The 24,461-nt window shown below is 45.2% G+C and carries 20 protein-coding genes; 7 read left to right on the plus strand and 13 right to left on the minus strand.

What is annotated here, in order from left to right; genetic code table 11:
- Positions 1-50: 50 nt before the first annotated feature.
- The 8 genes from QMG91_RS06625 to QMG91_RS06660 all read right to left on the minus strand — a co-directional run bounded on the left by QMG91_RS06625 (position 51) and on the right by QMG91_RS06660 (position 10,035).
- The gene (locus QMG91_RS06625) at positions 51-1,196 is read right to left on the minus strand and encodes a cupin domain-containing protein (protein WP_281829771.1); all 1,146 of its coding nucleotides are present in this window, start codon (positions 1,194-1,196) and stop codon (positions 51-53) included.
- Positions 1,197-1,309: 113 nt separating this feature from the next.
- Positions 1,310-2,326, minus strand: coding sequence for a glycosyltransferase family 2 protein (locus tag QMG91_RS06630; RefSeq protein ID WP_004406693.1), 1,017 nt, complete (start codon positions 2,324-2,326; stop codon positions 1,310-1,312).
- A 380-nt stretch (positions 2,327-2,706) separates the two neighbouring features.
- Positions 2,707-3,933: an alanine racemase gene (gene alr / locus QMG91_RS06635; RefSeq protein ID WP_281829774.1), complete on the minus strand. Its 1,227-nt coding sequence runs from the start codon at positions 3,931-3,933 to the stop codon at positions 2,707-2,709.
- Positions 3,934-4,032: 99 nt separating this feature from the next.
- Positions 4,033-5,667 carry a methyl-accepting chemotaxis protein gene (locus QMG91_RS06640; RefSeq protein WP_022595670.1) on the minus strand — a complete coding sequence of 545 codons (1,635 nt, stop codon included), beginning with the start codon at positions 5,665-5,667 and terminating at the stop codon, positions 4,033-4,035.
- 397 nt (positions 5,668-6,064) lie between these two features.
- Complete coding sequence (gene purB / locus QMG91_RS06645) at positions 6,065-7,435, minus strand: adenylosuccinate lyase (protein ID WP_022595668.1); 1,371 nt, start codon at positions 7,433-7,435, stop codon at positions 6,065-6,067.
- Between the two features lie 34 nt (positions 7,436-7,469).
- On the minus strand, positions 7,470-8,087 hold the full coding sequence (hflD, locus tag QMG91_RS06650) for a high frequency lysogenization protein HflD (RefSeq protein WP_004406683.1): 618 nt from the start codon (positions 8,085-8,087) through the stop codon (positions 7,470-7,472).
- Positions 8,088-8,105: 18 nt separating this feature from the next.
- Positions 8,106-9,218, minus strand: a complete 1,113-nt coding sequence (gene mnmA / locus QMG91_RS06655; protein ID WP_281829779.1) for a tRNA 2-thiouridine(34) synthase MnmA — start codon at positions 9,216-9,218, stop codon at positions 8,106-8,108.
- Between the two features lie 142 nt (positions 9,219-9,360).
- Positions 9,361-10,035, minus strand: a complete 675-nt coding sequence (locus tag QMG91_RS06660; protein WP_281829781.1) for a pseudouridine synthase — start codon at positions 10,033-10,035, stop codon at positions 9,361-9,363.
- Between the two features lie 433 nt (positions 10,036-10,468).
- On the opposite strand from QMG91_RS06660, the gene QMG91_RS06665 reads away from it, so the two are divergent.
- The gene (locus QMG91_RS06665) at positions 10,469-12,697 is read left to right on the plus strand and encodes an NADP-dependent isocitrate dehydrogenase (RefSeq protein WP_281829782.1); all 2,229 of its coding nucleotides are present in this window, start codon (positions 10,469-10,471) and stop codon (positions 12,695-12,697) included.
- 124 nt (positions 12,698-12,821) lie between these two features.
- Here the strand turns inward: QMG91_RS06665 and cspD are convergent, their stop codons facing one another.
- Positions 12,822-13,043: a cold shock domain-containing protein CspD gene (gene cspD / locus QMG91_RS06670; RefSeq protein ID WP_004406675.1), complete on the minus strand. Its 222-nt coding sequence runs from the start codon at positions 13,041-13,043 to the stop codon at positions 12,822-12,824.
- Positions 13,044-13,468: 425 nt separating this feature from the next.
- Between cspD and clpS the strand changes: the two genes are divergently transcribed.
- The 3 genes from clpS to QMG91_RS06685 all read left to right on the plus strand — a co-directional run bounded on the left by clpS (position 13,469) and on the right by QMG91_RS06685 (position 17,320).
- Complete coding sequence (gene clpS / locus QMG91_RS06675) at positions 13,469-13,789, plus strand: ATP-dependent Clp protease adapter ClpS (RefSeq protein WP_004406672.1); 321 nt, start codon at positions 13,469-13,471, stop codon at positions 13,787-13,789.
- Between the two features lie 42 nt (positions 13,790-13,831).
- Complete coding sequence (gene clpA / locus QMG91_RS06680) at positions 13,832-16,105, plus strand: ATP-dependent Clp protease ATP-binding subunit ClpA (protein WP_004406671.1); 2,274 nt, start codon at positions 13,832-13,834, stop codon at positions 16,103-16,105.
- A gap of 168 nt (positions 16,106-16,273) precedes the next feature.
- Positions 16,274-17,320 (plus strand): serine hydrolase domain-containing protein, encoded by a 1,047-nt coding sequence (locus tag QMG91_RS06685; RefSeq protein WP_281829786.1) that lies wholly within the window; start codon positions 16,274-16,276, stop codon positions 17,318-17,320.
- A gap of 69 nt (positions 17,321-17,389) precedes the next feature.
- Here QMG91_RS06685 and infA read toward each other — a convergent pair whose 3' ends face one another.
- The 3 genes from infA to aat form a co-directional block, all read right to left on the minus strand.
- On the minus strand, positions 17,390-17,608 hold the full coding sequence (gene infA / locus QMG91_RS06690) for a translation initiation factor IF-1 (protein WP_001040192.1): 219 nt from the start codon (positions 17,606-17,608) through the stop codon (positions 17,390-17,392).
- An 84-nt stretch (positions 17,609-17,692) separates the two neighbouring features.
- Positions 17,693-18,394 carry an arginyltransferase gene (locus QMG91_RS06695; RefSeq protein ID WP_004406558.1) on the minus strand — a complete coding sequence of 234 codons (702 nt, stop codon included), beginning with the start codon at positions 18,392-18,394 and terminating at the stop codon, positions 17,693-17,695.
- The gene (aat, locus tag QMG91_RS06700; RefSeq protein WP_022551019.1) at positions 18,391-19,116 is read right to left on the minus strand and encodes a leucyl/phenylalanyl-tRNA--protein transferase; all 726 of its coding nucleotides are present in this window, start codon (positions 19,114-19,116) and stop codon (positions 18,391-18,393) included. The genes QMG91_RS06695 and aat overlap by 4 nt, the downstream gene beginning before the upstream one ends.
- Positions 19,117-19,150: 34 nt before the next feature.
- Between aat and QMG91_RS06705 the strand changes: the two genes are divergently transcribed.
- Entirely contained in the window at positions 19,151-19,606 is a 456-nt protein-coding gene (locus QMG91_RS06705; protein WP_281829848.1) for an outer membrane lipoprotein, read from the plus strand.
- Positions 19,607-19,745: 139 nt separating this feature from the next.
- The gene (gene aroA, locus QMG91_RS06710) at positions 19,746-21,026 is read left to right on the plus strand and encodes a 3-phosphoshikimate 1-carboxyvinyltransferase (protein ID WP_281829850.1); all 1,281 of its coding nucleotides are present in this window, start codon (positions 19,746-19,748) and stop codon (positions 21,024-21,026) included.
- Positions 21,027-21,086: 60 nt separating this feature from the next.
- On the opposite strand, the gene QMG91_RS06715 is transcribed toward aroA, so the two are convergent.
- Complete coding sequence (locus QMG91_RS06715; RefSeq protein WP_022592885.1) at positions 21,087-21,335, minus strand: YciN family protein; 249 nt, start codon at positions 21,333-21,335, stop codon at positions 21,087-21,089.
- A gap of 430 nt (positions 21,336-21,765) precedes the next feature.
- Between QMG91_RS06715 and topA the strand changes: the two genes are divergently transcribed.
- Positions 21,766-24,396: a type I DNA topoisomerase gene (topA, locus tag QMG91_RS06720; protein ID WP_022592886.1), complete on the plus strand. Its 2,631-nt coding sequence runs from the start codon at positions 21,766-21,768 to the stop codon at positions 24,394-24,396.
- The last annotated feature ends 65 nt before the right edge of the window (positions 24,397-24,461 follow it).

The raw sequence follows: 24,461 nt of genomic DNA on the forward strand, positions 1-24,461 counted from the left end.
TTGAAAAGGGAGCAGGTGCTCCCTTTTTTAATGATGGTAAACAGACTCTCTTAATCCTGTGGGAACCAGTAACCGCGGTTAACAAAGTCGGTCATGATGTCCAAAGCGGTTTCTGTGTCACCCGCCTCCACAATGTCTTCCCAAATCATGACTTGGTTGTCGCACATTGCGATAACAAGACCCTGTTGCGAAGCTTCTACGGTAACGACATCACCATTGACGTAAGCGGTGAGTGGCTTCTCTTGGTGATAGTAGGCGCGAAGCCCCGATACTCGTTCGATAGCACCACCATCTTCTAAGTACTCTTTCAGCTCGTCGGAAGACCACTTTTCTTCCATCGCGACAATGTCTAACTGATGGCGAGACTGGCTGACCAAGCAGCCGATGAATTTGTCCAGTACATCTTCATCTTCGAGCGAGTTCTTAAGCATGCTCTTTAGCTGATCCAGATCTTTTGACTGGATAACGCCCGTCGATTCCTGTGTTTCCTGTTGTGGATTGTGGAGGTGGTGATCGCCCATATCCTGCACAAGAACATAATCGGCAAAATTACTCAGCAATTCTTGCTGCTTTGGCGAACGGTATCCCACGGAGTAACTCATGGAAGGCTCCTGTGCATAGCCATCGTGTGGAAAACCCGGTGGAATGTAAAGAATGTCCCCCGGTTCTAATACATCATCGATAATTGGGTCAAAACCCTCAATTTGACGCAATACCGAGTGGCGGCAGGTTTCAGTGTATTGACCTTCGTCTTTTGCACCTACGCGCCAGTGCCTTTTTCCTAGGCCCTGGATGATGAACACATCGTACTGGTCAATGTGAGGACCAACGCCACCACCGTTTACCGAGTAGCTGATCATCAGGTCATCGAACAGCCAGTTTGGCATGGCGTCAAACGCTTTAACCAGTTCTGCGGCTTCAGGGTGCCAGTGGTTTGCTGCCTGAACAATAAAAGACCAGTTAGTTTCTCCCAGTTCTGCGAATTTCTCTTCAGGAAAAGGTCCGTGTTCAGCCACCCAGTTGTCATCGAGGTTTGAAACGAAGCGCGAGTCGATCTCCTCTTCCATGGTTAAGCCAGCCAGCTCGTCAGGAGAAAGAGGGTCAGAAAAGTCAGCAAATCCACCTTTTATAATGGTTGGTTTTTTTTGCCAGTATTGGGTTAGGAATTCTTCAAGTGAAAATGAGAGCTGGTACATGTGAACTTCGCAAATATGAATTTGGCGACATTCTAACTCTATTAAGATTTGAATTTAACAATCGTTCAAGAAAAAAGGCGAGCAATGCTCGCCTTTCGATTTTCGAGTATCGGCTAACTCGACGACGCCTTGTTCTTTTTATCAGAAGAAAAATCCACTTCTTTAACATTAACAGGGGCTTGTTGAGTAGGCGTTGCCAGTGTTTGCTGAGTTTTCAGAAGGTATCTTGGGCGTTGTTTGGACTCGATGTAAACGCGACCCACGTATTCCCCAATGATGCCAATTCCTATCAACTGTATGCCGCCAAGGAACACTATGGCCACAATAAGAGTCGGAAAGCCCGGTACAGGGTTTTCATTGATGAACTTATCCAGAATGATCCAGCCGCCATAAAGCAGTGACATAAAGGAGATGACAAAACCGATGTAGCTCCAGACCCGAAGCGGCAAGGTAGAAAAGCTGGTAATACCTTCAATCGCGAAGTTCCACAGTTTCCACCCGTTGAACTTGGAATCACCCGCCGAACGTTCTTGTCGTGTATATTCCACGATTTCTACATTACCGCCCACCCAAGAGAGGATACCTTTCATAAACAAGTTGCGTTCAGGAAGGAGTTTGATGTGCTCAACGGTGTCTCGGGAAAGCAAACGGAAGTCCCCAACGTTTTCCTGTATCTGCAATTCGCTGATTCTGTTGTGCACCTTATAAAACCATTCCGCGGTATTGCGTTTCAGGACGCTGTCTGTGGTGCGATCGACTCGTTTGGCAAGGACAACATCTGCTCCATTGCGCCATTTTTCTACCATTTCAGGAATGACGTCAATGGGGTCCTGAAGATCGACATCGATGGGGATGACAGCGTCACCGGTTGCGTGTTCTAACCCTGCCATTAAGGCGGGTTCCTTGCCAAAATTTCGAGTAAAGCTCAGTGGGATAACACTATTATCAGAAACGGCAAGCGCCTCTATAATACTTTCGGTCAGGTCGGTACTGCCATCATTAATAAACAAGATCTCAATGTCGTATTTATTTAGTTCTTTATTTTCTTTTACAGTTTTATAGAAAAGAGGAATTGCCTCTTCTTCATTAAAGACGGGAACAATTAATGATATTTTTATATTATCTTTCATCTGTCACCCATAGAATATAATTATAATTTAGCGATTATTGAAGTGAGTACATCATCTTGTGTAGTAAGCCTTGTGTACACTGGTTTTCTGTAAGTAAGAGTGTTTAGTTGAACGATGTCTCATAAAAATGTTAACTCGCTGAATGTTTCTTAAGTAATTATAAATCTGGTCATTATTTAATAATAAACTAGGATTCGACTTTCATCGAATTGATATTATTCTCATATATCGTCTACCTTCATCAATCTGCTTTTCATTTATTTACAAATGGATGAATTGATTATTATTTACGTTCAATTCAATTAGAAAGATCAGAATGTTTGAGTACAAAAAAAGCCGCCAGATTGGCGGCTTGGTTTTCATTAATGGCTCAGTGCAAATTAACGCACGTAGCGGCGAGGGTTTGAGTTACCCCAAATGGTGTAGATCTCTGGGAAAATCATGTCGGTGTGCGTTTCTATCTCACTGATAGTCACCGCTTCTTTACCTTGTTCACCAAACAGAACTACCTCAGCATTTTGGCGGATGCCGTCGATGTCTGTTACATCTACCATGGTGGTGTTCATTGAGATTTTTCCTACCACTGGTACGCGCTTGCCTTGGATGATCACTTCCCCTTTGTTGCCCAGGCTACGGTTGTAACCGTCTGAGTATCCAAGAGGCAGGTTAGCCAGAACGCTGTCACGTTGCGTAACGAAAGAGCTATCGTAACCAACCGTGCTGCCTGCTGGCAGGCGGTGCAGAGATGCTACCTTGGTTTTGTAGCTTACGATTGATGGGTACTCTGCGTGTCCAGGCAGGTCACCGTAAAGTACGCCACCAGGGCGAACCATGTCGAACTGTGCTTCTGGAACGTTTAGAGACGTGAACGAGTTTGCAGCATGCAGAGTAACGTCTTCACGGTCCAGATCAGAGTTTTCAATTATCCAAAGTGCGCTTTTCTCAAAATCCGCTGCTTTTTCGCGAATGTAGTCCACTTCGTAGTTAGGGAAGTGAGTCATGATGCCAACAATTTCAACGTTGTCGAAATCTGTCATCTTAAGTGCGTCACGCTGACCACGCTCTGTCGACATGTCCAGACCATTACGACCCATACCACCGGAGTTCAGAGCAAGGTGAACGTTGATCTCAGCGTCGAAGCGCTCTGCGATACGCTCGATCTGGCGCGCTTTAGACAGAGAACCCACAAGCTCTTCTACTTCGTACTGAATTGCATCGGCAATTTCTTTGTTGCTTGCCGAGCGCACGCGAATTAGCTGACCGTTGAAGCCTGATTCACGAACAATACGCGCTTCTTCGTTGCTTGCAATAGCTACACATGGGATACCCTGAGCCATAACAGTAGGCATCAGACCCTGAATACCATTGCCGTAAGCATCAGCCTTCATTACTGCACAGATGCTTGTACCGGAACCAACGTGCGTGCGGAACTGGTCAATGTTGTCGTTGAACTGAGACAAGCTGACTTCCAGCCATGCGTTGCTGGTTCTGTGTTCGCGGTTGTATTCACCTTCGATACCAGAAAGCAGGGGAGCACTCACTGCTGGCGTCGAAATCGCCGTTGTAGCAGCAAGAGAAAGGGCAAGAAGCGTAAGTTTGGTTTTCATTTTTTAACTCCAATAAAACCCCCTCCCGATTTAACGGGTGTGAAATGGGGGCTGAAAATAAATGGATCAGATGGTGCGTATGGAACGGATTTCGATGGGTTATACCAGTCGGAATTTCGCCATTGATTGTTGCAGAGACTGAGAAAGCTGCTCTAACTCTTCACAGGATTGAGCGGTCTGGAGCGACCCTTGCGCTACCTGTTCTGACGAGCTTTGCATGTTCTCGACGCGAACGGTCAGGTCGCCAACTACAGCGGATTGCTGGCTACATGCACTTGCGATTTGTGCACCCATATCCGAGATTTGGGTTACCGCGTTTTGAATGTCAGCCATTATGTTTTGTACCTGATCGCCCATGCTCAGGCATCGCTCGGTGCTTTCCTGGCTGTCATCTGAAACGGTCTTCACTTTTTGAGTGCTGGCTTTGAACTGTTCGATGATGGTGCTGATCTCGCCTGTTGAATCTTGCGTTCTTCCTGCAAGTGAACGAACTTCAGCTGCGACTACCGCAAAACCACGACCACTTTCACCTGCACGAGCAGCTTCAATCGCGGCATTCAGAGCAAGTAGGTTCGTTTGCTCGGCAATGTCCTGAATAACATCAACAAACACGTGGATCTGTTGAGAACGTTTTTCCAGCTCAGCCACGGTTTCACTTGAAAGACGAATCGATTCCGCGACTTCCATCATCGCATCGATCATCAGCTTCACCTGATTGTTGCCGTCCTGAGTCAGGTTCATGGCATCTTGGGTTTCTTGTGCTGACGTTTCGGTGTTGTTAGAGATGTCGTGGATTACAGATTCCATTTCCGTCATCGCTGAAGAAACCTGACTTGTCTCTTCCTGCTGATGTTGCATACCAGTTGCAGACTGTCTGGAGATGGTATTCACTTCACCAGCAGAATGGTTGACCTGAGACACAGCAGAAGCCACTTGCTCAATCAGGGATTTCAGGTTGTTCTGCATCGACTGTACAGCTGTAGCCAGCTGACCAAGTTCGTCTTTACCGATGGCATTGGTATCCAGATTCTTGGATAAGTCACCACTTGCGATATCGTTTGCCAGATCGACAACCTTCTTAAGTGGACCACAAATAGCCTTGGTAAGAACGATGGTGATGATAAGCATTGCGAGCAGGGCAAGACCATTGCTGATCAGGTTCTTGTTCTCAAGACCATTGATTTCATCAAGGATGGTAGAACGGTTGCTCAGCATCGCGTCATTCAAAATGCGTTTCAAAGTAGTGAAAGCGCGCGACATAGACTCAGCCGTTGCCTGATTATTCAATACCAATTCCTGAGCTTTTAAGCCTTGCGCGCTTGCAAGCAGCTTGTGGTATTGATCACTTTGAGTCACGTAAAGTTTCCAGTCGGTCATCAACTGATCGAAAGTGGTCTGCTCTTCCCCCGGCCAGACAGTCTTCCCGTAAGCCTTCAGATTTTCAGTCAGCTCTTTTTTTAGTATTTCGTTGCTCTGAATATCGCTCAGCAATTCTGATTGGTTTGAGTGTGCCTTCAATAGTTTGTACTGAGAAAGACGCAGCTCTAAAAAGTCTTGTTGCAGAGATTCCACTGTCATTACGGCTGGCAATGTGTCATCTGCGTAGTTAAGTAGTTCATTGCGAATGTGTTTTAAACCATTCAGGAAGAAGACAGCAAAAATAACGTTTATGATCGCAATCAATGAAAACGAAAGTGCTAGTTTTCTGCTGATTGCCAGATTCTTAAGAAACATATATTCCTCTTTATTATATGGCTCAGATTGGTGTTGTGTATCTTTATGGATTTTTAGGTTCGTCCCTGAGTTGGCGTGATTTATATCACAATAAGTGATTAAAAGAACCTCATTTATATATTTGGTTACATTATTGAAAATGAGAATTCTTTAATATCAATGAGTTATATTGATATGTAATTGTATTTGTATGAAATTAGAGCTAATTGGTGAAATGGTGAGCTAAAAACGGAAACATTTTTAATTTTGTTTACTATTTGGCTCATTGGTGAGATTTAAGGGGGAGAGTTAAATTCGCCAATTGGCAGAATATCTGGAAGATTAGTGGGATTACGGGCAATAAAAAACCAGTTGGATAACCAACTGGTTTTTGTGAAAACAAAGGATTACTGAAGAATTACAGCTTGTCAGTTAGCTCGATTGCCTGACCAATGTAGTTTGCTGGTGTCATTTCTTTCAGGCGTGCTTTTTCATCTTCAGGCAGTTCTAAGCCATCAATGAAGTTGCGCATTGCTTCGCCATCGACACGCTTACCACGAGTCAGCTCTTTAAGCTTCTCGTATGGCTTCTCGATACCGTAACGACGCATCACTGTTTGTACAGGTTCTGCCAGTACTTCCCAGTTTTGGTCAAGTTCTGCCAATAGTGCTTCGCGGTTCACTTCCAGCTTACTGATGCCTTTTAGTGTTGAAGTGTACGCAATGATTGCGTAACCAGCACCAACACCAAGGTTACGAAGAACCGTTGAGTCTGTCAGGTCACGCTGCCAGCGAGAGATAGGCAGCTTTTGAGCAAGGTGGCTGAATACGGCGTTTGCCAGGCCAAGGTTACCTTCGGAGTTTTCAAAGTCGATAGGGTTAACTTTGTGAGGCATTGTTGAAGAACCGATTTCGCCAGCGATGGTCTTCTGCTTGAAGTGACCCAGAGCGATGTAACCCCATACGTCACGATCGAAGTCGATCAGAATGGTGTTGAAGCGAGCGATCGCGTCAAACAGCTCTGCAATGTAGTCGTGTGGCTCGATTTGAGTGGTGTAAGGGTTCCAGGTTACGCCAAGAGATTCAGTGATGAACTCTTCGCTGAACTTGTGCCAGTCTAGCTCTGGGTAAGCTGATAGATGTGCGTTGTAGTTACCTACTGCACCGTTGATTTTCGCCAGAATTTCAACGTCTGCGATTTGCTTGTACTGACGCTCCATGCGGTAAGCAACGTTCGCCATTTCTTTACCCATAGTCGTTGGGGAAGCTGGCTGACCGTGCGTACGGGAAAGAAGAGGAATATCGCGGTATTCTTCTGCCAACGCTTTGATCGCATCAATGATGTTTTTGATTTCAGGAAGGATAACCGTTTCACGTGCTTCTTTAAGCATCAAAGCGTGTGACGTGTTGTTGATGTCTTCTGAAGTACAGGCGAAGTGAATGAACTCGTTCACTGCGTGCAGTTCAGGAACACCTGCTACTTTTTCTTTCAGGAAGTATTCAACCGCTTTAACGTCGTGGTTGGTAGTGCGCTCGATTTCCTTAATGCGTGCTGCATCTTCTTCACTGAAGTTTGCCGCTAGCTCGTCCAAGAACTTGTTCGCTTCTGCGCTGAATGCAGGGACTTCTGCGATTGCATCTGTCGCTGCAAGCTTCTGTAGCCAACGGATTTCAACGATTGAACGATACTTTAGGAGGCCATACTCACTAAAGATACTGCGTAACGCAATCGTTTTACTTCCGTAGCGGCCGTCTACCGGTGAAACAGCAGTCAATGCTGACAGTTCCATGTTTATCTCCTGAATATCTGAGTGATTTGTTAAGTTAAATTCGTGCCAGCAGAATTTGGGCCTGCTCGAGCATGCTCTTGCGACCAAATATTAAGTGGCGACGCTTACCGCCGGTCTGGCGCCAAAGTACGGCACATCGAATACCCGAAAGTAATAGTGCGCGGACTTTATGCTGGTTAGCGGTTTGCTGTAAAACTGAAGGGGTACCAGTGACCTGAATTCGTGGACCAATTGGGCTGATCACGTCAAGGTAAATGCTGGCGAGGTTGCTGATCATGTTGTCATCAAACAGATCAAAATGTTCGGTTTGGCGTTGAGCCATTTGAATGCGGTCACCAAGCTGTGACAACGAGTCGCGGCGGGCGCTGAGTTTGCGTTCCAGCGCCATAAGAGAGATAAGGTATCGAGTGACTTCACTGCCTGCAGGTGTGCTGTCGATGCCTTTTTCCAGGCACTCTAACCCTGTTTTTAAGTTGGACTCATCGCCAAATACTGCCAACGTATTGGAAGGATTGGTGTTCAGAATAGCTTTTATAGAAGTCTCAAACGCGTCTTTATCACAGTGACCCTCTTTTGCGATATCTTGCATCAGCGCTACCGCTTGGCACATGCCAGCAAAAGCAATGGTACGGTCATAAAGTGTATTAGCCACGTAAGTGCTCCTTAATTATCAAATTCGTTCTTCAATAATGCCGCCGCCCAGGCAGACGTCATCTTTATAGAAGACAGCAGATTGACCTGGAGTGACAGCGACTTGCGGTTCATCAAAGATGACTTTAATGGTTTCATCGTCGACGGGGATGATAGTACAAGGAATGTCTTGCTGACGATAGCGCGTTTTCACCGTACAGGACATCGGTTGCTTGATCGCTAAGCGATCTACCCAGTGAAGCTGAGATGCGATTAACCCATTTGATTTTAATAATGGATGATCGCTTCCCTGAACCGCAATAAGCACATTACGTTTTAAGTCTTTGTCGGCGACATACCAGGCAGCTTCATTGCCGCCACCGCCTTTTTGTCCACCAATATGCAGACCTTTGCGCTGACCAAGCGTGTGATACATCAAGCCTTGATGTTCGCCAATCTCTTTGCCTTCAGGCGTTTCGATTTTGCCCGGTTGTGCTGGCAAGTAACGAGAAAGGAAATCAGTAAACTTACGCTCGCCAATGAAACAGATACCCGTAGAATCTTTCTTCTTCGCGGTGATCAGGTCTTGTTCTTCGGCAATACGACGAACTTCAGGTTTCTCCAGTTCACCAACAGGGAACAGGCTGCGCGCGATTTGATCGGAGCTTAACGTATAAAGGAAGTAGCTCTGGTCTTTGTTGCCATCCAGACCACGAAGCATCTGAGGCTGTTCGCCTTTTGCTGTTGGGAAGGTACGACGAACATAGTGACCCATGGCAATGTAGTCCGCGTCTAGGACTTCATCGGCAAATTCCAGAAACGCTTTGAATTTGATTTCTTTGTTACACAGAATATCTGGGTTTGGTGTACGACCCGCTTTGTATTCTGCTAGGAAGTACTCAAATACGTTGTCCCAGTATTCGGCAGCAAAGTTAATGGTGTGCAGGTGGATACCCAGTTTGTCACATACAGCCTGTGCATCGGCGAGGTCTTCCGCTGCCGTGCAGTATTCCTCGTTGTCGTCTTCTTCCCAGTTCTTCATAAACAAACCTTCGACTTGGTAGCCTTGTTGTTTTAGAAGATAGGCGGACACAGAGGAATCAACGCCGCCGGACATACCGACGATCACTTTCTTTTGGCTGTTATCTGACATTGGTTATACCACTTAAATTGCTTGGGGGCAGATTCTAACAGAAAGAATTTGCTGGATACAGATCCGAGAGTTAAATCACAAAAAGCCTGTCGACTTAACCATCAATAAAGGCATCAGTGACTTACAAAAAGACTTCGTCGAACTATAAAGTGACGAATTTCCATTCGCCTGGCTGAAGATCACTCACCGTCCAGTTACCCATCGAGTAACGAATGAGCCGAAGAGTAGGGAAGCCAATGTTGGCTGTCATACGGCGCACCTGTCGGTTTCGTCCTTCAACAATGGTGATGGCAAGCCAGGTGGTGGGAATGGATGCTCTAAAGCGAACCGGAGGGTGGCGTTCCCAAACCTTAGGCTCTTCCATAATCTCGATTTGAGCAGGAAGTGTCATGCCGTCTTTTAATTCAACGCCTTTTCGTAATTTATCCAAATCCGCTTCTGTTGGTGCTCCTTCAACCTGAACCCAGTAAGTTTTTGGCGATTTGGATTTAGGCTGAGTGAGTTTGGCCTGAAGAGTCCCGTCATTGGTCAGCACCATCAAGCCTTCGCTGTCTCTGTCCAGGCGACCTGCGGCATATACCTCTTTAACCGAAATATAATCGGCAAGCGTTTTTCTGCCCTCGCCATCGGTAAACTGACTCAGAATATCGAAAGGTTTATTGAAGATGAGGATCTTTCTGTCTTCAGCCGACACAGCAGCGATTCTTTGCGTGGGTTTTCGCGATTTTTTTGAGCGATTTTTAGAATTTGTTTTAAAAGATTGGGTGCGAGAAGAGCCGGAACTCTTTGATTTTACGCTGCGAGAGCGAAAAGACATGTTAACTACCTTGCAAAAATGTAAACGAACTGTGGGTGAAAGTTTAACTTCATTTGTGATTGGGCTATGATTTGCGCGCCAAAAAACAGGAATCACGAACTGAATGATAGACTAAACACTTTTGTTTGTTTAGTTTTACGTGAGTACGGTATCCGGCACTGGATACAAGCACGACACCCTTGCCATTAATTATGATAAAGAGGATGTGTACGTGTTACCAAACTGAGGCAGTGCTTCCTGTTGGTCAAATTACCGGAACAGGTAAGCAGGTAGACTACAATAAGAAGCACTATTAGGGTCGAAGACCTTAGAAGGAGTTTGGATAACCAATCGCGGTCAGCCATAGGAGGATGTAGTACGGACTGACTGACGATTCATTAATGCAGACCTATTTCTCATCCAATAGAGACTGTCAGATATATAGGGAAATTTCATGCCAACAACTAAGCCTACTATTATTTATACCATCACTGATGAAGCACCCGCTTTGGCAACATATTCGCTACTGCCTATTATCCGCGCGTTTACTTCATCATCTGATATCAACGTCGAAACAAGGGACATTTCACTAGCAGGGCGTATTATTGCAAACTTCCCTGACTACTTAACTGAAGAGCAACGTATTGGTGATGCTCTGTCTGAGCTGGGCGAACTGGCAAAAACACCTGAAGCAAACATCATTAAACTTCCTAACATTTCTGCATCTGTACCTCAGCTGCAAGCAGCGATTAAAGAACTTCAAACAAAAGGCTACGCGCTTCCTAATTACCCTGAAGAACCAAAAACAGACGAAGAAGCCAAAGTTAAAGCGGTATACGACAAAATCAAAGGTAGTGCGGTAAACCCAGTTCTTCGTGAAGGTAACTCAGATCGTCGTGCTCCTACTTCTGTCAAGAACTATGCAAAGAAAAACCCTCATTCAATGGGTGCTTGGAGTGCTGAATCTAAGTCGCATGTTGCAAGCATGTCTGGCAACGATTTCTTTGGCAGCGAAAAATCAGTCACCATTAATGGTGCAACAAGCGTTCGTATTGAATTTGTAGGCACAGACGGTGAAGTCAAAGTGCTTAAGAGCGAGTTTGCTCTGCAAGACCAGGAAATCATCGATGCCTCAGTAATGAACAAAGCGGCTCTGGTTTCATTCTTTGAGAAAGAAATTGAAGAAGCCAAAGAACAAGACGTATTGCTTTCCCTTCACATGAAAGCAACCATGATGAAGGTGTCTGATCCAGTTATCTTCGGTCACGCTGTACGCGTTTACTACAAAGAAGTATTCGATAAGTACCAGGATGTTTTTGAACAGCTTGGCGTTGACGTAAACAACGGTATCGGTGACGTTTACGCGAAAATCACTTCTCTACCAGAAGCACAGCAAGAAGAAATCAAAGCTGCACTTCAGGCGGTATACGAAACTCGCCCGGCATTGGCTATGGTTGATTCAGATCGTGGTATCACAAACCTACACGTTCCAAGTGATGTGATTGTTGATGCTTCTATGCCTGCGATGCTTCGTTCTTCTGGTCAAATGTGGGGACCTGATGGCAAGCTGAAAGACACTAAAGCAATGATCCCGGATCGCAGCTACGCAAGTGTTTATCAGGCTGTTATCGAATTCTGTAAAGAAAATGGTGCGTTCGATCCAACTACTATGGGTAGCGTTCCAAACGTGGGTCTGATGGCTCAGAAAGCGGAAGAATACGGTTCGCACGACAAGACATTCATTCAACAGGCGGCAGGTAAAGTTCGTGTAGTAGATTCTGCTGGTACTGTTCTGATCGAGCAGGATGTAGAGGAAGGCGACATCTTCCGTATGTGTCAGGTTAAAGACGCACCAATTCAGGACTGGGTGAAACTGGCTGTGAACCGTGCTCGTGCAACTGGCGCACCAGCGGTATTCTGGCTGGATGAAAGCCGTGCACACGATGCAGAGCTTATCAAGAAAGTGAATGCGTACCTGCCTGAACACGATACTTCTGGTTTGGAAATCAAGATCCTTTCTCCTCTTGAAGCAACGAAATTCTCTTTGGTTCGTATTAAAGACGGTCTGGATACCATTTCAGTAACAGGTAACGTACTGCGTGACTACCTGACAGACTTGTTCCCAATTCTGGAGCTGGGTACATCTGCGAAGATGCTGTCTATCGTTCCACTTATGAATGGTGGTGGTCTGTTTGAAACGGGTGCTGGTGGTTCAGCGCCTAAGCACGTTCAGCAAGTTGAAAAAGAAAACCACCTGCGTTGGGATTCTCTGGGTGAATTCCTTGCACTGGCGGCTTCACTTGAGCACCTGAGCAACGTGACAGGTAACAAGAAAGCACAGGTTCTTGCTGATGCGCTAGACAAAGCGACGGGTGAATTCCTGGACAACAACAAGTCACCATCACGTAAAGTGGGTGAGTTGGATAACCGTGGTAGCCACTTCTACTTAGCTTCTTACTGGGCGAAAGCACTGGCAGAGCAATCTGATGACGCAGAGCTGTCTACTCAGTTTGGTCCAATTGCTAAGCAAATGGCTGAAAATGAAGACGCTATTGTGAAGCAATTGAATGACGCTCAAGGTGTTGTCGGTGAGCTAGGCGGTTACTACGCGCCAGAAGATGCGAAAGCAGCTCCTCTTATGCGTCCAAGTGACCTACTAAACGGCATTGTTGACGCTGTTTAATAGAATCCGGCTACTTAGCGTACTGAAGTAGCCGTTCTATTTAGAGAATAAGTCTTTTGTAATTAGTAAGAGACAAAAACAAAGAAACCCGCTTAACGCGGGTTTCTTATACTCTGAATTCCAATTATTTGGCTTGATCGCCTTCAATTGGAACAACAGAGCTTGCATGGAAGCCTTTTGGACCTTGTTCAACTTCGTAGTTGACTGGTTGACCAGCTTTTAGGGTACGGTATCCGTCCATTTTTATTGTTGAGTAGTGTGCGAAAATATCGCCTTCTTCTCCTTCCGGACAGATAAACCCAAATCCTTTGGCGTTATTAAACCACTTCACTGTACCTGTAGCCATGCTATACATCCCTCATGCATTTTTAGTAACTGATGTTGTTTACGTCGACGCAGCTGTATCTATCAATATTGATGCATCATATTGCTATGACTATCAATTCAGCAATTGCTAAATTTTTAGCCACCAAGAACACAATTTAGTCAATGGATAAGCCCAGTCAATAGTTTGCAGTAATAAAATCTAACAATTTGACAAAGATTTCATTTTTGAGATTAACAAAATTATAACTAAGGTGCATATTGACAATAATGTTGTTGTGGACATTTCCGGTGATATTTTTCTCAGTTAAAAATCTACCTAAACTTTGAAGGTCACCAATGGCAATGTTTTATTTGCAGGGATACAATTGGTGCATTAGTCTTAAGTAGAGGGTGATATTCGGGCAACATCCTTGAATCTCAAACCTCCTGAAAACCGACGAAATAATGAGCAAACAATACCAATGGGTCACTCCAGACTCAGATTTACTGGAGAAGGAAAAAACACAGGTAAAACCGCCGGCTATGTACAATGTCATACTCAACAATGACGACTACACGCCAATGGATTTTGTGATTGAAATACTCGAACGTTTCTTTTCAATGGATTTGGAAAAGGCAACACAAGTGATGCTCAAAGTGCATTACGAAGGGAAAGCAATCTGCGGTACTTTTACTGCCGAAGTTGCGGAGACAAAGGTGGCGCAAGTCACTATGTACTCAAAAGAGAATGAGCATCCGCTGTTATGTACAATGGAGCAGGCATAAAGCTTGCTTGAGCAACATAGGTTGTTCTTTGGGGAGGTACTTATGCTAAATAAAGAACTAGAGTCGAGCCTTAATAGTGCTTTTGCTCGTGCGAGAGACAAACGCCATGAATTCATGACCGTTGAACATCTGCTCCTCGCGCTACTCGACAACGACGCTGCACAAGAAGCACTAAAAGCGTGCCAAGCTGACCTGGAAGTTCTTCGTCAGGAACTTGACACATTTATCGATCAAACCACACCTCTCATTCCAGAAAACGATGAGACAAGAGAAACTCAGCCTACATTAAGTTTTCAACGTGTACTCCAACGCGCGGTCTTCCACGTTCAGTCATCTGGACGCAGTGAAGTCACTGGTGCAAATGTTTTAGTTGCTATTTTCAGTGAACAAGAGTCTCACGCGGCGTATCTACTTAAGAAAAACGACATCAGCCGCTTGGATATCGTTAATTACATTTCGCATGGAATCAGTAAATCACCTCAAAACAATGAAGAAGATTCCTCTTCAAACGTGTTTGGTGAAGAGTCTTCATCCGATGAAGGCAATTCAGAAGAGCGTTTGGAAAACTTTGCTACGAATCTAAACCAAATTGCAAAACAAGGTCACATCGACCCGCTGATTGGTCGCGATAAAGAGCTTGAACGCACCATTCAGGTGCTTTGCCGCCGTCGTAAAAACAATCCATTGCTTGTCGGTGAAGCAGGGGTTGGTAAAACCGCTATCGCGGAAGGTCTGGCATGGCGAATCGTTGAAGGGCAAGTGCCTGAAGTGATTAAAGACAGCGTTATTTATTCGCTGGATATCGGTTCGTTGCTGGCGGGTACTAAGTACCGTGGTGATTTCGAGAAACGCTTTAAAGCCATCTTGAAACAGCTAGAAAAAGAAGATGACGCGATTCTGTTTATCGATGAAATCCATACAATCATCGGTGCAGGTGCGGCATCTGGCGGGCAAGTTGATGCCGCCAACCTGATTAAACCATTACTAAGTAGCGGCAAGCTTCGTTGCATTGGTTCTACCACTTATCAGGAATACAGCAACATTTTTGAGAAAGAGCGCGCGCTATCACGCCGCTTCCAGAAGATCGATATCGTCGAACCATCGCTAGATGACACAACTAAGATCTTGATGGGTCTCAAACCAAAATACGAAGCACACCATGAAGTTCGCTACACCAAGCAAGCGCTACGTGCAGCGGTTGAACTTTCGGCTAAATATATCAATGAGCGTCATTTGCCTGACAAAGCCATCGACGTGATTGATGAAGCTGGTGCACGCAGTCGTCTGGCTCCGGCAAGTCGTCGTAAGAAGACGGTGGGTGTTTCCGATATTGAGAATATGGTTGCCAAAATGGCTCGCATTCCGGAAAAATCGGTTTCTTCTTCTGACAAAGATATCCTTCTGAATCTGGATGAGAAGATGAAGATGCTGGTATTTGGTCAGGATCCTGCCATCGAGGTGTTGAGCGAAGCTATTAAACTGAGCCGTGCGGGCTTGGGGGCAGACAATAAACCTGTCGGTTCTTTCCTATTTGCAGGTCCTACTGGGGTAGGTAAGACCGAGGTTACCGTTCAGCTGTCCAACCTACTTGGTGTTGAGCTACTGCGCTTTGACATGTCTGAATACGGTGAGCGTCACTCCGTGAGCCGCTTGATTGGTGCTCCTCCTGGTTACGTTGGATACGATCAGGGTGGTCTGCTGACGGATGCAGTTATCAAACATCCGCACTCGGTAGTGCTTCTGGATGAGATCGAGAAAGCGCACCCAGATATCTTCAACTTGCTGTTGCAAGTTATGGATAACGGTACGTTGACAGATAACAATGGTCGTAAAGCGGATTTCCGCAATGTGATTCTGGTTATGACAACGAACGCTGGTGTTGCAGAAACGGTTAAGAAGTCGATTGGTCTGATTCAGCAAGATCACAGCCATGATGCGATGGGTGAAATTAAGAAAGTCTTCACTCCTGAATTCCGAAACCGCCTGGATAACATCATCTGGTTCAACAGCTTGGATGAAAGTGTTATTCACCAGGTTGTCGACAAGTTTATTGTCGAACTTCAGGCTCAGCTGGACTCACGTGGCGTGTCAATGGAAGTATCAGAAGATGCTCGCCATTGGCTGGCTCACAAAGGCTACGACAAGACAATGGGTGCGCGACCAATGGCTCGTGTCATTCAGGAAAACCTTAAGAAGCCTCTGGCGAACGAACTTCTGTTTGGCTCGTTGGTTGATGGTGGCACTGTTAGAGTCACACTCAAAGACGACGAACTTGTTTTCGACTACGAAAACAAAAAAGAAGCCGTTCCCCATTAATTAAATCGTTCTAACAAAAATGCGCCTTTAAGGCGCATTTTTTTATGCCCGCAAAATACACTTTCTGTTGTTTGTCTCGCAGTGATAAATCTTCATTCTGTCTTAATCTAACCTTTAAGTTTACTGTGTAAGGCTAAAAACTCTATGAAATTAAGTGGAAATTTAAGTATGCGCAGGTGGTTTTGTTTACTGTTGGTTTTCTTTTTGGCTGCTTGTGGTGAAGACAAAACGGAAGTGGTTTTAGCCCCTGAAAAGTTCTCTGGCATCATCGAAAGAATTGAAAACAACCAAGCGAATAACTTACACGCTTTAGTGGTTTGGCAAGACAATAAGAAGCTTCTCGAAGTATTCCGGGAGGGTGGTGGGCAACATGGTCATATTCAGATGTCAAAGGTGCCTATCGGGCGTGATGCCCTTCATAATGTCCACTCAGTCACAAAATCGTTTGTAGCGACACTGATTTTTATGGCAATTGATGAGGGACGACTAGAAAGCCTGGATGTGCCCGTTTTCAGCTTGTTCCCCGAATATCAGGAGGAGGATGCCCAGGATAAGATGGCTATTACAGTCCGGCACATTTTGAATATGTCGACTGGATACGCCCTCAACGAGCACGCGATGCCTTATGGTCTTGCAAATCCATTCCACCGTCATTACTCAGCTAAAGATCTCAAAGCCATGTTCCTGGGGACTCCTCTCAAGTTTGAACCGGGAAGCCGCTTCTGTTACAGCGGTCTTTCCACTATTGGCTTGTCCAAGGTAATAGAACGCATTTACGAGAAACCGTTCGCGACAGTAATGCGAGAAAAGCTATTTGAGCCGTTGGGAATCGACAATTACAGATGGATAAATCAGTTGGGTTCTGGAGAGCCTGGAGCCGATTGGGGTTTGATGACAGATAGCGAATCCATGGGCAAGTTTGGTCTGATGTTACTTAATGACGGAGCCTGGGAGGGGAAACAGATTATCCAGCCTCATTGGGTTGAAAAGATAAAGGTGAGTGAGTTTACAAGAGGCATGATGGGCTACGGGATGCATTTCTGGCAATTGCCGCAGTTTTCCTCTGCTTTCGCTGCACTTGGGCATGGAGAACAGTATGTGATTGTTATTCCGAATAAGAATGCGGTTATTGTTACAACCGCAGGTAACTACAGTCAGGTAACACAATCCAACCCAGTGCTCGAATTAGCGCATCAGGTTTATCAGTTGCTGTGAATAAATGTGACTAACAGTAAACGCAAAAAACGGAGCTAAATAGCTCCGTTTTTTGTAAAGACTCGAGAATTAACGAGCGCGGAAGACGATACGACCTTTTGATAGATCGTATGGAGTCATCTCTACAGTTACTTTGTCACCAGTAAGAATACGGATGTAGTTCTTACGCATTTTACCGGAGATGTGTGCAGTTACTACGTGACCGTTTTCTAGCTCAACACGGAACATAGTGTTTGGCAGAGTATCAAGAACAGTGCCTTGCATCTCAATTACGTCTTCTTTGGCCATTTAATCCTCTTTAGAAATTTGGCTGAAATTTTTAACGACCGAATTTTGCCGCTAAAACAATAAAAAGTAAAGTTGCGGCGTATTCTAACCCTGCCACCGATGATTTACTAGCCTTTGATGAGGATGAAAGCGTACTTTGTAATTCATGGCCTGACATTCATCGATCTGATAACCGAGATATAACCACTGCTTTCCGCTCTTTTTGCAGTATTCCAGTTGGAATAATACGCAAAGTGTCCCTAAAGAGAGCTCCGAATGTGGATTGTAGAAAGTATAAAATGCGGATGCACTATTGGACATTACGTCGGTGACGGCAACACCAATAAGTGTTTCATCTTGGTAAACATGCAAAAACTGAGTGTTGAGCCACTCGTTCTGAGCAAAGTCAAAAAAGTCCTTTTTTCTTGGAGGGTACATGGTCCCGCTCTTGTGCCGGTGATTGATGTATTCGGCATAAACGTCAAACCAGTTTTCGTCGAGCGTGTTTTTCATTTCCCAATGTATGCCTTTGGCTTTGTTTTTAAGCCTTTTCTGGCTTTTGGAGGGCACAAAATCCGCCACAGCGACACGAAGCGACTGGCAGGCATTACATTGATCACATTGAGGCTTGTAGATGGCATTTCCGCTGCGACGGAATCCATTTGCCATCAGAAGTTCGTATCCTGAGCACGTGTGTAATACATCATCCAGAACGACAGCAACCCTTTCCTGTTGTTCGGAAAGGTAACTGCAGTCGTGCGATTCCGTCATTCCTATACGGATAAGCGTTTGATCTTTCTGATTCACAACAACTCCCCTGAAATCGGACTTTCAAGTATCTGGGGGCGATAACACTGCTGAGAAACGCGTCTGGAATTTAAATTTTTCAGCTTATCTAAAAAGTTTGCCCGGTTGCATTCCATCGCACCCAAAGATTGCAAATGCGCATTCATAAGCTGGCAATCGATCAGCACTCCTCCATTTTGCTGAAAGTGGTGGCAAAAGTGCCACAGAGCTATTTTTGAAGCATTCGGCTGTATGCTAAACATAGACTCTCCACAAAAGACTTGTCCAATTTCTACACCATATAATCCACCCACAATCTGGTCTTTGAGCCAAACTTCCACAGAATGAACATGACCCAGTGACGCAAGCCGCTTATATGCGTCTCTCATTTCTTCAACTAGCCAAGTTTCTTCAGGTGAACGGGTCTCAGCACAAAGAGTGATCACTCTTTCTGTTGCGCGATTGATAGTGACTGTGTAACCGGATTTACGAAAATATTTTTTGAGACTTTTCGCAGGTTTGAATGTCTTAGGATCGAAGATGGCGCGAATACTTGGACTCCACCATAAAATAGGTTCATTGTGGCTATACCAAGGGAAAATGCCTTGTCGATAAGCTGACATCAATCTGTCTGGATGTAAGTCGCCCCCCATAGCGATCAACCCATCTGGGTTGTCCAGCGCCTGATGTGTAGGCGGGAAGCTTTGTCGGTCGGTGCTCAGCTCAGGTAGAAAAATCTTCATATCAACTATTTTGGCAGAATTTGGGAGAATTATAATGAGAAAGATATTGCTATTGTTATTAATAATTCCTGTTTTTGTGCAGGCAGGGTACCAGAGAAATCAAGCCAGAACGGTAAATGAAGTTGTGTTCGGTCAAGTAGACAGCGTTCGCTATATTACTAAACAACAAATCATTAAATCTAAATCTTCGGGGTGGGAGACTTTAGCTGGTGCAACTATTGGCGGTTTAATCGGCAATCAATTTGGTGGTGGTACAGGCAAACAAGTTGCCACCGTTGTTGGTGCGGTCGCGGGAGGCAGTATCGCTCACAACAAAGCGAACGAAGTCTATCGAATCGAGCACAAATTGGTGGAGATTTTGATCGATACGGAAAAAGGCGAGTTAATTAACGTTATTCAGGACGTAGACCCCAATATGCTTTTTACCCGGGGTGATTCCGTCAGAATTCTTTACTTTGATAATGGCGTTCGGGTGGACAAAACCTACTGATTTTTTCAGTAGGTGAAAATCCCCGTTACTTCTGGGTACGAGCCCCTAGCCAAGCCCAGTGTTTTTGGTTAGTCTGCTAGCACGAAAAATAAAAACTCGCATTCGGACGTGCGAGACTATGCAGGAATAATCAACATCAATGGAAAGCCTTACGTTACAACCCATTTCTCTCGTTTCTGGTGAGGTCAACTTACCTGGCTCAAAAAGTGTTTCAAACCGCGCCCTTTTGCTTGCTGCTCTGGCATCTGGCAAAACCCGTCTAACTAACCTCCTCGATAGTGATGACATTCGACATATGTTGAATGCATTGACTAAGTTAGGCGTTACATATCAATTGTCCGAAGATAAGACGGTATGTGAAGTAGAAGGTCTGGGTGGCAGTTTTCGCACTGAAGAAGCGCAGGAACTTTTCCTTGGAAACGCGGGAACGGCGATGCGCCCATTGGCTGCGGCGTTGTGTCTGGGAAGCGGCGAGTATGTACTTACTGGCGAACCAAGAATGAAGGAGAGACCGATTGGTCACTTGGTGGATGCACTTAAAACTGCGGGTGCAGACATTGAGTATCTGGAGAATGAAAATTATCCACCACTGAAAATCAAAGGTACTGGTCTGAAAGGCGGCAAAGTAGAAATTGACGGGTCAATTTCAAGCCAGTTTTTAACTGCATTTTTGATGTCTGCTCCACTGGCACAAGATCAGATTCAGATTGATATTATTGGCGATCTTGTCTCTAAGCCTTACATCGATATCACCCTACACATCATGGCGCAATTTGGTGTTAAGGTTGAAAACAACAACTACCAGTCTTTCGTGATTCCGGCTGGTCAAAGCTATCGCTCTCCTGGAGACTTCTTAGTGGAAGGAGATGCCTCATCGGCTTCTTATTTCCTTGCAGCTGCGGCGATAAAAGGTGGCGAAATCAAGGTTACTGGTATCGGTAAAAACAGTATTCAGGGCGACATTCAATTTGCAGATGCACTTGAGAAAATGGGTGCAGAAATCGAATGGGGAGATGACTATGTGATTTCTCGCCGAGGCGAATTGAAAGCCGTGGATTTGGATTTCAACCACATTCCGGATGCGGCAATGACTATTGCCACTGCCGCTCTGTTTGCTGAAGGGACAACAGCGATTCGCAACGTTTACAACTGGCGCGTGAAAGAAACCGATCGCTTATCGGCTATGGCGACAGAGTTGCGCAAAGTGGGAGCGGAAGTAGAAGAGGGTGAGGATTACATTATCATCACACCAACTTCTGAGCTAAAACATGCAGCCATTGATACTTATGATGATCACCGTATGGCAATGTGTTTTTCTCTGGTGGCGTTGAGTGATACGCCCGTTACCATCAATGACCCGAAATGTACTTCGAAAACATTTCCTGATTACTTCGACAAGCTATCATCGCTTAGTCAGTAGCCTTAGGAATTTTAAAGAACCCCAGCATATCGCTGGGGTTCTTTATTCGGTCAACGAGCTCTATTTCTCTAACGTGAATTCTTTAGAAAGCTGATGAGCCAGATATTTGAACATATTGAAAGCAGCAGGGGTATTTTCTGTCGGTAATCCCTGATCGTTTAAGAAGTACTGTCCTTTGAAAATCAGAACGTCGTCTTTTTCTTCTACATTATCCGCACGCATGCCTTCAATATAGTTGTCATGTTCCTGAATAATGGAATTGGCGATAAGCAGCAAATCGAATTGAGAAATCGGCTTTTTAGAACTCATAAAACACCTCTTATATAGAAGAGGGAAGTGTAATTCCTAAGCAACAAATAGCAAGCCCTCAAGTTCCGCCAATATTGAGCTGCCTCAATACAGGATTAATTAAGACAGGCAGCCAGATTCCCAACAATAATCCAATATGAAATCGTCTCTTTTTTGTGAGCCAATACAGAAATCCGTCATTTTCTCTAGTGTATGGCAACGTGCATGATTACTATGTGCGCAAATTTAGCCTGAGCTACGTATCTTAAGAGAGATGTGGCCGTATTCAACGCCATTTTACAGATCGACCACTTGTCGACCACTCAGAATTGAAATGTAAAAAACTGGTTGACCTTCTTATAAACTCGCACAATAGTAAAAAAAGAAGCAATGAATCAGAATGGTGTGCGCTAAATGCATGCAATCGAATTTGAGGACGTTTGAGTCAGATATGGGTAAATCTCTCGTAATAGTGGAGTCACCTGCCAAGGCAAAGACCATTAATAAATACCTTGGTAAAGACTATATAGTTAAGTCGAGTGTAGGACACGTACGTGATCTTCCTACCGCTGGCCAAAGTACTGGCACTAAAAAAGCAGCAGCAGTGTCGACAAAAGGTATGAGCGCCGAAGAGAAAGCTCGTATCAAGAAAGAAAAAGATCGTAAAGCACTGATCAAGAAAATGGGGATCAACCCATATCAAGATTGGGAAGCGAACTATCAAATTCTTCCTGGTAAAGAAAAAGTGGTCTCTGAACTGCAAAAATTAGCGAAAGACGCAGACCACGTTTATCTCGCAACCGATTTGGACCGCGAGGGAGAAGCCATTGCGTGGCACCTTCGTGAGATCATCGGTGGCGATGAAGAACGCTATAAACGTGTTGTTTTCAACGAAATTACCAAAAACGCCATTCAGCAGGCATTCGAAACTCCGGGTGAATTGAATCTGGATGGAGTCAATGCTCAGCAAGCACGCCGTTTTATGGACCGTGTTGTGGGCTTTATGGTTTCTCCACTGTTGTGGAAGAAAGTTGCTCGTGGCTTATCTGCGGGTCGAGTTCAGTCTGTTGCGGTAAAACTGCTGGTAGAACGCGAACGCGAAATTAACGCATTTATCCCAGAAGAGTTTTGGGACATCCACGCTGATACCAAAACGGCAGATAAAACCGATTTCCGTTTGCAGGTAGCGCAAAAAGATGGCGAAGCCTTTAAACCGGTTAACGAAACTCAGGCACTGTCAGCGGTTTCGGATTTGGAAAAAGCGAAATACGAAGTTTGTAAGCGCGAAGACCGCCCAACCAAGAGTAAGCCGTCTGCACCTTACATCACTTCTACCCTTCAACAGGCTGCAAGTACACGTCTAGGGTATGGTGTTAAGAAGACCATGATGCTTGCTCAGCGCTTGTATGAGGCGGGTTACATCACTTATATGCGTACCGACTCAACCAACTTGAGTGCGGAAGCTGTTGATGCCGTTCGTGGCTTTATCACGTCTGAATTCGGCGACAAGTACCTACCTGCTAAGCCAGTTGTGTATGGCAGCAAAGAAGGGGCTCAGGAAGCGCACGAAGCGATTCGTCCTTCTAGTGTTGAAGTCACCGAAGCCGATCTTCAGGGCATGGAGAAGGACGCACACAAGCTTTACCAGTTAATCTGGAATCAGTTTGTTGCCTGTCAGATGACGCCAGCTCAGTATGACTCCACAACGTTAAGCGTGAAAGCAGCTGAATACACACTGAAAGCCAAAGGTCGAATCCTTAAGTTTGACGGTTGGACTCGTGTTCAACGCCCAATGGGTAAGAATGAAGATCAGATTCTTCCTGCGGTTCAGATTGGTGACGTACTTGATCTGGTTGCTCTTGATCCAAAGCAGCACTTCACTAAGCCGCCAGCGCGCTTTACTGAAGCGGCATTGGTTAAAGAACTTGAAAAGCGTGGCATTGGTCGTCCTTCGACTTACGCTTCTATCATTTCGACCATTCAAGATCGTGGCTATGTGAAAGTCGATCAGCGTCGTTTCTATGCCGAAAAAATGGGTGAAATCGTTACAGACCGTTTAGACGACAGTTTCAACGATCTGATGAACTACGACTTCACCGCTCGCATGGAAGAGAAGCTTGACCAGATTGCAGAAGGCGATGCGAACTGGAAAGGTGTTCTGGACAACTTCTTTAGCGATTTTACCGGTGATCTGGAAAAAGCAGAGTTGGAAGAAGATTTGGGTGGTATGAAGCCAAATCACATCGTTCTGACCGACATTGAATGCCCAACGTGTTCTCGCCCGATGGGAATCCGTACTGCTTCCACTGGTGTGTTCCTTGGCTGTTCTGGTTATGCACTGCCGCCGAAAGAGCGTTGTAAAACCACAATCAACTTGGGCGATGAAGAAGGCATCATCAATGTTCTGGAAGAAGACGTTGAAACAGCAGCCCTGCGTGCCAAGAAACGTTGTCCTAGCTGTGGAACAGCAATGGATGCGTATCTGATCGATGACAAGCGTAAAATGCATGTTTGTGGTAATAACCCGAACTGTGACGGATACATCGTTGAACACGGTGAATTCAAAGTGAAAGGTTACGACGGTCCCGTCGTTGAATGTGACAAGTGTGGTGCCGATATGGTGCTGAAGAATGGTCGCTTCGGTAAATACATGGACTGCACTCAGGAAGACTGTAAGAACACGCGTAAGATTCTGAAAAATGGTGAGGTTGCGCCACCTAAAGAAGATCCGGTTCACTTCCCAGAGCTGCCATGTGAGAACTCAGATGCTTACTTCGTGTTGCGCGACGGTGCATCTGGTCTGTTTATGGCTGCCAGTAACTTCCCGAAATCTCGTGAAACCAGAGCACCTTTGGTGGAAGAGCTGGTTCGATTTAAAGATCGTATCTCTCCAAAGTTCCAGTACCTGACGGAAGCTCCGACTCACGATCCAGATGGTCGACCAACAGTAGTGCGCTTTAGCCGTAAGTCTAAAGAAAACTATGTTCGCTCAGAAATTGATGGCAAACCTTCCGGCTGGACAGGTCTTTACATCGATGGAAAGTGGGAAATTACAGATAAGCGTAAGAAACCAAAATCGTAATTTACTGATACTAATAGTGATAAGGCAGCCAATAGGCTGCCTTTTTCTTATCATGTTTGACGAAA

Source organism: Vibrio nigripulchritudo (assembly GCF_027924785.1).
Lineage (GTDB): Bacteria > Pseudomonadota > Gammaproteobacteria > Enterobacterales > Vibrionaceae > Vibrio > Vibrio nigripulchritudo.

Coding starts and splice junctions, on each gene's coding strand:
- QMG91_RS06625 (WP_281829771.1), bottom strand. CDS start 1,196: ATGTACCAGCTCTCATTTTCACTTGAAGAATTCCTAACCCAATACTGG.
- QMG91_RS06630 (WP_004406693.1), bottom strand. CDS start 2,326: ATGAAAGATAATATAAAAATATCATTAATTGTTCCCGTCTTTAATGAA.
- alr (WP_281829774.1), bottom strand. CDS start 3,933: ATGAAAACCAAACTTACGCTTCTTGCCCTTTCTCTTGCTGCTACAACG.
- QMG91_RS06640 (WP_022595670.1), bottom strand. CDS start 5,667: ATGTTTCTTAAGAATCTGGCAATCAGCAGAAAACTAGCACTTTCGTTT.
- purB (WP_022595668.1), bottom strand. CDS start 7,435: ATGGAACTGTCAGCATTGACTGCTGTTTCACCGGTAGACGGCCGCTAC.
- mnmA (WP_281829779.1), bottom strand. CDS start 9,218: ATGTCAGATAACAGCCAAAAGAAAGTGATCGTCGGTATGTCCGGCGGC.
- QMG91_RS06660 (WP_281829781.1), bottom strand. CDS start 10,035: ATGTCTTTTCGCTCTCGCAGCGTAAAATCAAAGAGTTCCGGCTCTTCT.
- QMG91_RS06665 (WP_281829782.1), top strand. CDS start 10,469: ATGCCAACAACTAAGCCTACTATTATTTATACCATCACTGATGAAGCA.
- cspD (WP_004406675.1), bottom strand. CDS start 13,043: ATGGCTACAGGTACAGTGAAGTGGTTTAATAACGCCAAAGGATTTGGG.
- clpS (WP_004406672.1), top strand. CDS start 13,469: ATGAGCAAACAATACCAATGGGTCACTCCAGACTCAGATTTACTGGAG.
- clpA (WP_004406671.1), top strand. CDS start 13,832: ATGCTAAATAAAGAACTAGAGTCGAGCCTTAATAGTGCTTTTGCTCGT.
- QMG91_RS06685 (WP_281829786.1), top strand. CDS start 16,274: ATGCGCAGGTGGTTTTGTTTACTGTTGGTTTTCTTTTTGGCTGCTTGT.
- infA (WP_001040192.1), bottom strand. CDS start 17,608: ATGGCCAAAGAAGACGTAATTGAGATGCAAGGCACTGTTCTTGATACT.
- aat (WP_022551019.1), bottom strand. CDS start 19,116: ATGAAGATTTTTCTACCTGAGCTGAGCACCGACCGACAAAGCTTCCCG.
- QMG91_RS06705 (WP_281829848.1), top strand. CDS start 19,151: ATGAGAAAGATATTGCTATTGTTATTAATAATTCCTGTTTTTGTGCAG.
- aroA (WP_281829850.1), top strand. CDS start 19,746: ATGGAAAGCCTTACGTTACAACCCATTTCTCTCGTTTCTGGTGAGGTC.
- QMG91_RS06715 (WP_022592885.1), bottom strand. CDS start 21,335: ATGAGTTCTAAAAAGCCGATTTCTCAATTCGATTTGCTGCTTATCGCC.
- topA (WP_022592886.1), top strand. CDS start 21,766: ATGGGTAAATCTCTCGTAATAGTGGAGTCACCTGCCAAGGCAAAGACC.